Source organism: Rhodoferax lacus (assembly GCF_003415675.1).
GTDB lineage: Bacteria > Pseudomonadota > Gammaproteobacteria > Burkholderiales > Burkholderiaceae_C > Allorhodoferax > Allorhodoferax lacus.
The window spans coordinates 45,829-54,695 of the sequence record NZ_QFZK01000020.1; the positions used below are offsets into that span (position 1 = coordinate 45,829).

Consider the following 8,867-nt stretch of genomic DNA (forward strand, 5'->3'; position numbering starts at 1 on the left):
CGGGCCGCGTGCGTAAGGGGCTCTGGCCTAGCGGTTCTGCAGCAGCGTCGCAGCTTCTATGGCGAAGTAGGTCAGTACGCCATCGGCTCCGGCACGCTTGAAGGCCAGCAGACTCTCCAGCATGACAGCGTCATGGTCCAGCCAACCATTGGCGGCCGCGGCCTTGAGCATGGCGTATTCACCCGACACCTGGTAGGCGAAGGTGGGAATGCGGAATGCGTCCTTGACGCGGCGCACCACATCCAGATAGGGCATGCCGGGCTTGACCATCACCATGTCGGCGCCCTCGGCAATGTCCATGGCGACTTCGCGCAGGGCCTCGTCGCTGTTGCCGGGGTCCATCTGGTAGCTTTTCTTGTTGCTCTTGCCCAGGTTGGCGGCAGACCCCACGGCGTCCCGGAACGGGCCGTAGAAGGCGCTGGCGTACTTGGCGCTGTAGGCCATGATGCGGGTGTGCACCAGCTTCTCGGCTTCGAGTGCGGCCCGGATGGCGGCAATGCGGCCGTCCATCATGTCGCTGGGGGCCACGATGTCCACGCCGGCGCGGGCCTGGGTCAGCGCCTGCTGTACCAGCGCGGCGGTGGTTTCGTCATTCAGGATATAACCCTCGGTTTCGGGTCGGGTGTCGGGCAGGCCGTCCTGGCCGTGGCTGGTGAAGGGGTCCAGCGCCACGTCGGTCATCACACCGAGGTCGGGAAACTCTTTTTTGAGGGCACGCACCACGCGCGGCACCAGACCGTCCGGGTTCAGGGCTTCGCTGCCGCGGTAGTCCTTGAGCGACTGGTCCACCACGGGGAACAAGGCCATCACCGGGATCTGCAGCTTGACGCACTGCTCGGCCACCGGCAGCAACAGGTCCAGGCTCAGGCGCTCCACGCCGGGCATGGAGGAAACCGCCACGCGCTGCTTTTGTCCATCCACTACAAAAACCGGGTAAATGAGGTCATGGGCCGTCAGATTGTTCTCGCGAACCAGGTTGCGGGTGAAGGTGTCGCGGCGCAGGCGGCGGGGGCGTCCGGCGGGGAAAGGTGCATAAGGTGTCATGGGGAAAATTGTGCCTGAAAGAACACGCCAGGGCGGATGGATACTGTGGAAAATATCAGACTTGTGGGCGTGGATATTGGTGAAAAGCGCTTGTGCTGGGACCAAATGCTTGTTACATTTCGCTCGGGTAGCTTGCTACCTCCCGCTTTTCCTCCCTGAGCGGGGCCTTGATGTGTGACAGCAAATAGGCTTACCACCCCAGCCCACGTGCTGGGGTTTTTTTTGCCATCTCACAATTTGCCATAGGGCCGTCCCAAGGCAAATGCGCCCCTGAGGGGGCAGCGCACTACGCGCAGCGTGGGGGCTACACTAGCTCCATGCTCTGGATCAAGTCCTTCCACATCGTTTTTGTTGCCAGCTGGTTCGCCGGGCTGTTCTATTTGCCGCGCATTTTTGTCAACCTGGCGATGGTGGCGCCTGGCTCGGTGGCGGAGCGGGATCGCCTGCTGCTGATGGCGCGCAAGCTCATGCGCTTCAGTCACATGCTGGTGGTGCTGGCCCTGGGCTTTGGCATCTGGCTCTGGTCACTGTATGGCTTCGGGTTCGGCATGGGCGACGGCCAAGGCGTGGGCTGGATGCACGTCAAGCTCTTGCTGGTCGTGTTTGCGGTCATCTACCACGGGGTGTGCGCCCGCATGCTGGGCCAGTTTGAAGCGGGCATTGAACACCATAGCCACGTCTGGTTTCGCTGGTTCAACGAAATCCCGGTGCTGCTGCTGATAGGCACTGTCATTTTGGTGGTCGTCAAACCTTTCTGAGGCAACACACCATGCACAAGACCGCCGCCACGCCACTGGCGTTGATTTGTGCGGCGTTGATTGTGTATGCCAGCCTGTACCCCTTTGCAGATTGGCGCGACCAGGGAATGGAGGCCTGGTCTTTTCTTCTGGCATCCCCGCCACGTTACTGGACCGGATTCGATGTGGCCATCAACCTGGCGGGTTATGTACCCTTTGGCGGCTTGCTTGCACTGAGTGCCATGCGCGCCGGACGTTCTTCTCACCCCGTACTATTTGCCCTGTTGGTGGCGTCTTTGCTGTCGCTTTGCTTGGAGACCTTACAGAGTTTCCTGCCGGTCCGGGTGGCTTCGCGAGAAGACTGGCTGCTCAATGCAGCGGGGGCCTGGCTGGGCGCCTTTGCAACCCTGGCGCTGGAGCGTCTGGGTGCCATTGACCGCTGGAGTCACTTTCGCATGCGCTGGTTTGTAAGGCATTCCAGGGGCGGGCTGGTTTTGTTGGCAACCTGGCCGCTGGCGCTGCTGTTTCCGCCCGCTGTTCCTTTTGGCCTGGGTCAGGTTTTCGAGCGTATCGAGGCAGAAGTGGCGGACCAACTGGCCGACACGCCATTTCTGGTTTGGCTGCCGGTGCGCGACATCGAGCTGCAGCCGCTGCTGCCCAGCACTGAGTTGCTGTGCGTGATGCTGGGTCTGCTGATTCCCTGCCTGCTAGGTTTTTGCGTCATTCGACCCGGCCTGCGCCGTTTGCTGTTTGTGCCACTTTATATAGGGTTGGGCACGCTGGTCACCGCCCTGTCTGCCATCTTGAGTTGGGGGCCGGGGCATGCCTGGGCCTGGCTGGATCTACCCTCGCAAGTGGCTTTGGTACTTGCACTGCTGCTGGCGGTTGTGCTGTCGTGGGCGCCCAGCCGCGTTTTTCCGGCGCTGGTCCTGTTGGGGTTGGGGGTGTACCTGAGCATCCTGAATCAGGCACCCGAAAATCCGTATTTCGCCCAGACCCTGCAAGCCTGGGAGCAGGGCCGCTTTATCCGTTTCAATGGGTTGGCCCAGTGGCTGGGCTGGCTTTGGCCTTACGCGGTTTTGGGTTACGCCCTGTCGCTGATCTGGCAGCACGACGCAAAAAACTAAAATCACACCATGTCTGAAACCAATCCAACAGCACGCCCCTACTTTGAGCGGCACATATTTTTCTGCTTGAATCAGCGCAAGAACGGCGAAGCCTGCTGCGCCAACTTCCATGCCCAAGAGGCGTTCGACCATTGCAAGGCGCAAGTCAAGCAAGCGGGCATCAGTGGCCCGTGCCAGGTGCGTGTGAACAAGGCGGGCTGTCTGGACCGCTGCGCGGCCGGGCCGGTGGCAGTGGTCTATCCCGAAGGCGTCTGGTACAGCTATCTGGACAACGCCGACATCGATGAAATCGTGGAATCCCATCTCAAAAACGGCCAGGTAGTGGAGCGCCTGCTGACACCAGCGCACCTGGGTCGCTAGGTCATGAAGGCATCGACACTGCGAACCAGCATCTCCGGACCTGCCGGGCTGATCGAGGTGGCCGTCGACGAAGCGGCGCCAGGAATGGCCCCATGCGGAGTCGCGGTAATTGCCCACCCCCATCCGCTGTTTGGCGGCACCTTGGACAACAAGGTGGTGCAGACCCTGGCGCGCGCCTTTGTGCAGTGCGGCTGGCGCGCAGTACGCTTCAATTTCCGTGGTGTGGGTGGCAGCGCGGGTACTTATGACGAGGGCAATGGCGAGCTGCAGGATTTTCTGGCCGTGGTGCAAGACCAGGCACCCGCAGGCGCGCTGGCATTGGCCGGGTTTTCTTTCGGCGCCTTTGTCACCAGCCATGCGATTGCCCAATTGGCAGGCCAGCGCCCACTGGACAAACTCGTGTTGGTCGGTACCGCGGCCAGTCGCTTTGCGGTAGCGCCCTTGGCGCCGGAACTGCATGAGCGCACGCTGGTGGTCCATGGCGAGGTCGATGACACGGTGCCCCTGTCCGACGTGCTGGACTGGGCTCGACCCCAGAAACTTCCTGTTACCGTGATCCCCGGGGTAGAGCATTTCTTCCATGGACAATTGCCGCTGTTGCGCTCGCTGGTGGCCCGCCACCTGATGAGCAATCTGAAGCCCGTCTAATTCTTATGGCTCTTTGGTTCCCTTGCGAACCTTTTATTGCCTTCTCCCATGAAATCATTTCTCGCCATTGTTCTGGCTGCTCTGTGTTTCTCCGTGGCAGCGCAAATGCCCCAGCCGCCCGAAGTGGCTGCACGTGCTTACATGTTGCTGGACGTGACTGCCAACCAGATCCTGGCGGCCAAGGACATCGACTCCCAGGTGGAGCCCGCATCGCTGACCAAGCTGATGACGGCCTATTTGGTGTTCGATGCACTGAAGTCCAAAAAAATCGACATGAAGCAGGCCTTCCCGGTCAGCACCCGCGCCTGGAAGATGCCGGGTTCGCGCATGCTCATAGACCCCAAGATGCAGGTGCCAGTGGAAGACCTGATCCAGGGAATGATCGTGCAAAGCGGCAACGACGCCACCATGGCCCTTGCCGAGGGCGTGGGCGGCACGGCTGAAAAGTTCGTCCAGATGATGAACGCGCAGGCCCGGGCGCTGGGCATGAAAAGTACCAGTTACAAGAATCCAGAAGGCCTGACCGAAGCCGGGCACACGACCACGGCACGCGATCTGGCCATTCTGGCCACCCGACTGATGGCTGATTTCCCTCAGTACGTTGGCTTTTATGCCGTCAAGCACTATCACTATCCCGGCACGCCCGCTGCCAATGACAGTAACCGCAACTTGCTGTTGTTCCGGGATCCGACCGTGGACGGACTCAATACCGGCTACACCGTTGCCGCCGGTTTTTGTATGGTTGCCACGGCCAGGCGCGATTTCACCAACCTGGTGGTTGCGGGTGCAGCTACAGGAACACCGGCCGCCACCGGCCGCCGGCGCCTGCTGTCCGTCGTGCTGGGCGCAGAAAGTGAAATCGCCCGCGCCAATGAATCGCAGAAGCTGCTGAACTGGGGCTACACCGCCTTTGAAGCGGTCAAGTTGTTCGATGCCAACCAGCCGGTGGTGGCGCCCCCGATATGGAAGGGAGCCTCGGCCACAGTCAAACTGGGGCGCATGCAGTCCGTCGTGGTGACGGTGCCCAATGGCATGGCAGCCAAAATCAGGACGCAGGTCTTGCGCAATGACCCATTGGTGGCGCCGGTGGCGCAAGGTCAGCAACTGGCAACTTTGCGTGTGACGGCCGGTGATCAGCCGGTGGTGGATGTGCCACTGCTGGCGCTGGATGCTGTCGAACAGGCCGGGGTCATTGGCCGCGCATGGGATGCCATGCGCCTCTGGATACGCTGACCACTCCTTACGTGGCGGCTAAACGGTCTTGCGGGAAACCCCCAGACCTGATACATTCGAAGGCTTTTCGGAAATTCCGAAGGGATTCACGTTTTCGAAAAGTTATTTTGTAAGAACCAAACGTTTAGGGACGTTTATTTTCAGGAGGCATAAGTGCCAACCATCAACCAACTAGTGCGCCAGGGGCGCGAAGTCGAGATTATCAAGTCCAAGAGTCCTGCGATGCAGAACTCTCCCCAGCGTCGTGGCGTATGCACCCGTGTGTACACCACCACGCCTAAAAAGCCTAACTCCGCTCTGCGTAAAGTTGCCAAAGTGCGCTTGACCAACGGTTTTGAGGTGATCTCCTACATCGGCGGCGAAGGCCACAACCTGCAGGAACACAGCGTGGTGCTGGTTCGTGGCGGTCGTGTCAAGGACTTGCCCGGTGTGCGTTACCACATTGTGCGTGGTTCGCTCGACTTGCAAGGCGTGAAAGACCGCAAGCAGTCGCGCTCCAAGTACGGTGCGAAAAAGCCCAAGGCTAAATAATTAGCCTGAGCCATGGGCCCACAGCCCTGGATTCAAAAAAGTTAAAAGGTGTTTGTTTGCTGCGTGGCGCGGTGAATGAACGTAGTGACCCGCTGTTTGGGTCGAGTAAGTGAGAGTCTTATTGAATAACTCTCGAGGTGTCCGCAAGGATGCCAACTGAAGCAAAGAGGTGAAAAAATGCCACGTCGTCGCGAAGTCCCTAAACGTGAAATCCTGCCGGATCCCAAGTTCGGCAATGTAGAGCTGTCCAAATTCATGAACGTGATCATGGAAGGCGGCAAGAAAGCTGTTGCAGAGCGCATCATTTACGGTGCCCTGGAACTGATAGGCAAGAAGCACCCCGATAAAGACCCGGTGGAAGCCTTCAGCGTTGCCATCAACAACGTCAAGCCCATGGTGGAAGTGAAATCCCGCCGCGTGGGTGGTGCCAACTACCAGGTGCCGGTGGAAGTGCGCCCTGTGCGCCGTCTGGCTCTGTCGATGCGCTGGATCAAGGAAGCCGCACGCAAGCGCGGTGAAAAGTCCATGGCTCAGCGTCTGGCCAACGAGTTGCTCGAAGCAACCGAAGGCCGTGGCGGCGCCATGAAGAAGCGTGACGAAGTCCACCGTATGGCTGAAGCCAACAAGGCCTTCTCGCACTTCCGCTTCTAAAGCGAAAGCGGCGGCGTCCATTTGGATGCTGTCGCACTTTGGCGGTGCCTGCGCACTGTCATAAAAGGGGCTCAGAATGCTGAGTCCCTACTCACGCTGCCGGGTGCGGCGTGACAGTTTTCCGATACAGACAAACCAAGGATCCATCATGGCTCGCACTACCCCCATTGAGCGTTACCGCAATATCGGTATTTCTGCGCACATTGACGCCGGCAAGACCACTACCACCGAGCGCATTCTTTTTTATACCGGCGTGAACCACAAGATTGGTGAAGTGCACGACGGCGCGGCCACCATGGACTGGATGGAGCAAGAGCAAGAGCGCGGCATCACGATTACTTCCGCTGCCACCACCTGCTTCTGGAAGGGCATGGACGCGTCTTTCGCAGAGCACCGTATCAACATCATCGACACCCCCGGACACGTGGACTTCACGATTGAAGTCGAGCGCTCCATGCGCGTGCTCGATGGCGCTTGCATGGTCTATTGCGCAGTGGGTGGCGTGCAGCCCCAGTCTGAAACTGTGTGGCGTCAAGCCAACAAGTACAAGGTGCCGCGTCTGGCGTTTGTGAACAAGATGGACCGTACCGGTGCCAACTTCTTCAAGGTCGTCGAGCAGATGAAGCTGCGCCTGAAGGCGAGCCCCGTGCCCATCGTGATCCCCATTGGCGCTGAAGAAAACTTCACCGGCGTGGTCGATCTGCGCAAGATGAAGGCCATTATCTGGGACGAAGCGTCCCAGGGCATGAAGTTCACCTTCGAAGAAATTCCTGCGGACCTGGTTGCCAGTGCCAAGGAATGGCGCGAAAAGATGGTGGAAGCCGCGGCCGAAGCCTCTGAAGAGCTGATGAACAAATACCTGGAAGAGGGTGATTTGACCGAAGAGGAAATCACCCACGGTCTGCGCGTGCGCACCTGCGCTGGCGAAATCCAGCCCATGCTGTGCGGCACCGCGTTCAAGAACAAGGGCGTGCAGCGCATGCTCGACGCCGTCATTGAACTGATGCCTTCCCCTCTGGACGTGAAGGCCATCAAGGGCTTTGACGAAGACGAAGTGGAAACCACCCGCAAGGCCGACGACAACGAAAAGTTTGCTGCCTTGGCATTCAAGCTGATGACCGACCCGTTTGTGGGCCAGTTGACCTTTGTGCGCGTCTACTCCGGCGTGCTGAAGAAGGGCGACACCGTTTACAACGCCGTGCGCGGCAAGAAAGAGCGTATTGGTCGTATCGTGCAAATGCACGCCAACAACCGCGAAGAAGTCGATGAAATCCGCGCTGGCGACATCGCTGCCTGCGTGGGTCTGAAGGATGTGACCACGGGTGAAACCCTGTGCGATCCTTCGGCTGTTATCACGCTCGAACGCATGGTGTTCCCGGACTCCGTGATCCGCCAGGCTGTGGAACCCAAGACCAAGGCTGACCAGGAAAAAATGGGTATCGCTCTGAGCCGTCTGGCTGCAGAAGATCCTTCTTTCCGTGTGCAGACCGACGAAGAGTCGGGCCAGACCATCATCGGTGGTCAGGGCGAGTTGCACCTGGAAATTATTGTGGACCGCATGAAGCGCGAATTCGGCGTGGAAGCCAACGTGGGCAAGCCCCAGGTTGCCTACCGCGAAACCATTCGCAAGCAAGTCACCGAAGTGGAAGGCAAGTTCGTGCGCCAGTCCGGTGGTAAGGGCCAGTACGGTCACGTGGTGTTCACCGTCGAACCCAACGAAGCCGGCAAGGGCTTCCAGTTCGTCGACGCCATCAAGGGCGGTGTGGTTCCTCGCGAGTTCATCCCCGCTGTGGAAAAGGGCGTTATCGAAGCCCTGAACCAGGGCGTGTTGGCTGGCTACCCGGTGGTGGACGTCAAGGTGACGCTGACCTTCGGTTCGTACCACGACGTGGACTCGAACGAAAACGCGTTCAAGATGGCCGCTATCTTCGGTTTCAAGGAAGGTTGCCGCAAGGCCAGCCCCGTGATTCTGGAGCCCATGATGGCTGTGGAAGTGGAAACGCCTGAAGACTACGCCGGCAACGTGATGGGCGATCTGTCCTCACGCCGCGGCATGGTGCAGGGTATGGACGACATGGTTGGCGGCGGCAAGGCCATCAAGGCTGAAGTTCCCCTGTCCGAAATGTTCGGCTACTCCACCACTCTGCGCTCCATGTCGCAAGGTCGTGCAACGTACACGATGGAATTCAAGCACTACGCGGAAGCCCCGCGCAATGTGTCCGAAGCCATCATGGCAGCGCGCGCCAAGTAAATTTGAAGTTGTCTGCGACGGTGTGCCGCCCTGTTCCCGTGCGGGGCGAATCAGCAACATCGTGCAAACATTAAACCAATACACGGGAAAAGCTCTTTGGAGAACGATATATGGGTAAAGAAAAATTCACACGTACCAAGCCTCACGTCAATGTGGGCACCATTGGCCACGTTGACCACGGCAAGACCACGCTGACTGCAGCCATCACCACGGTGCTGGCAGCCAAGTTTGGCGGCTCTGCCAAGGCTTACGATCAGATCGATGCAGCTCCGGAAGAAAAAGCCC

At 59.3% G+C, this 8,867-nt stretch carries 10 protein-coding genes; 9 read left to right on the forward strand and 1 reads right to left on the reverse strand.

What is annotated here, in order from left to right; all coding sequences use genetic code 11:
• Nucleotides 1-27: 27 nt before the first annotated feature.
• Nucleotides 28-1,044 (reverse strand): porphobilinogen synthase, encoded by a 1,017-nt coding sequence (gene hemB / locus DIC66_RS19635; RefSeq protein WP_117179882.1) that lies wholly within the window; start codon nucleotides 1,042-1,044, stop codon nucleotides 28-30.
• A gap of 317 nt (nucleotides 1,045-1,361) precedes the next feature.
• On the opposite strand from hemB, the gene DIC66_RS19640 reads away from it, so the two are divergent.
• The 9 genes from DIC66_RS19640 to DIC66_RS19680 all read left to right on the forward strand — a co-directional run.
• Nucleotides 1,362-1,802 carry a CopD family protein gene (locus tag DIC66_RS19640; RefSeq protein ID WP_117179883.1) on the forward strand — a complete coding sequence of 147 codons (441 nt, stop codon included), beginning with the start codon at nucleotides 1,362-1,364 and terminating at the stop codon, nucleotides 1,800-1,802.
• An 11-nt stretch (nucleotides 1,803-1,813) separates the two neighbouring features.
• On the forward strand, nucleotides 1,814-2,908 hold the full coding sequence (locus DIC66_RS19645) for a VanZ family protein (protein ID WP_117179884.1): 1,095 nt from the start codon (nucleotides 1,814-1,816) through the stop codon (nucleotides 2,906-2,908).
• A 9-nt stretch (nucleotides 2,909-2,917) separates the two neighbouring features.
• Nucleotides 2,918-3,268: a (2Fe-2S) ferredoxin domain-containing protein gene (locus DIC66_RS19650; protein ID WP_117179885.1), complete on the forward strand. Its 351-nt coding sequence runs from the start codon at nucleotides 2,918-2,920 to the stop codon at nucleotides 3,266-3,268.
• Nucleotides 3,269-3,271: 3 nt separating this feature from the next.
• Entirely contained in the window at nucleotides 3,272-3,916 is a 645-nt protein-coding gene (locus tag DIC66_RS19655) for an alpha/beta hydrolase (RefSeq protein WP_117179886.1), read from the forward strand.
• 48 nt (nucleotides 3,917-3,964) lie between these two features.
• Nucleotides 3,965-5,149: a D-alanyl-D-alanine carboxypeptidase family protein gene (locus DIC66_RS19660; protein ID WP_117179887.1), complete on the forward strand. Its 1,185-nt coding sequence runs from the start codon at nucleotides 3,965-3,967 to the stop codon at nucleotides 5,147-5,149.
• A gap of 153 nt (nucleotides 5,150-5,302) precedes the next feature.
• A complete protein-coding gene (gene rpsL / locus DIC66_RS19665) occupies nucleotides 5,303-5,680 on the forward strand; it encodes a 30S ribosomal protein S12 (RefSeq protein ID WP_117179888.1) in 378 nt (125 codons plus the stop codon).
• Between the two features lie 177 nt (nucleotides 5,681-5,857).
• Nucleotides 5,858-6,331 (forward strand): 30S ribosomal protein S7, encoded by a 474-nt coding sequence (gene rpsG / locus DIC66_RS19670; protein ID WP_117179889.1) that lies wholly within the window; start codon nucleotides 5,858-5,860, stop codon nucleotides 6,329-6,331.
• Nucleotides 6,332-6,479: 148 nt separating this feature from the next.
• Nucleotides 6,480-8,582: an elongation factor G gene (gene fusA / locus DIC66_RS19675; RefSeq protein ID WP_117179890.1), complete on the forward strand. Its 2,103-nt coding sequence runs from the start codon at nucleotides 6,480-6,482 to the stop codon at nucleotides 8,580-8,582.
• Nucleotides 8,583-8,692: 110 nt separating this feature from the next.
• Nucleotides 8,693-8,867 (forward strand): GTP-binding protein (locus DIC66_RS19680; RefSeq protein WP_233505953.1); only part of this gene is annotated, 175 nt, incomplete at its 3' end.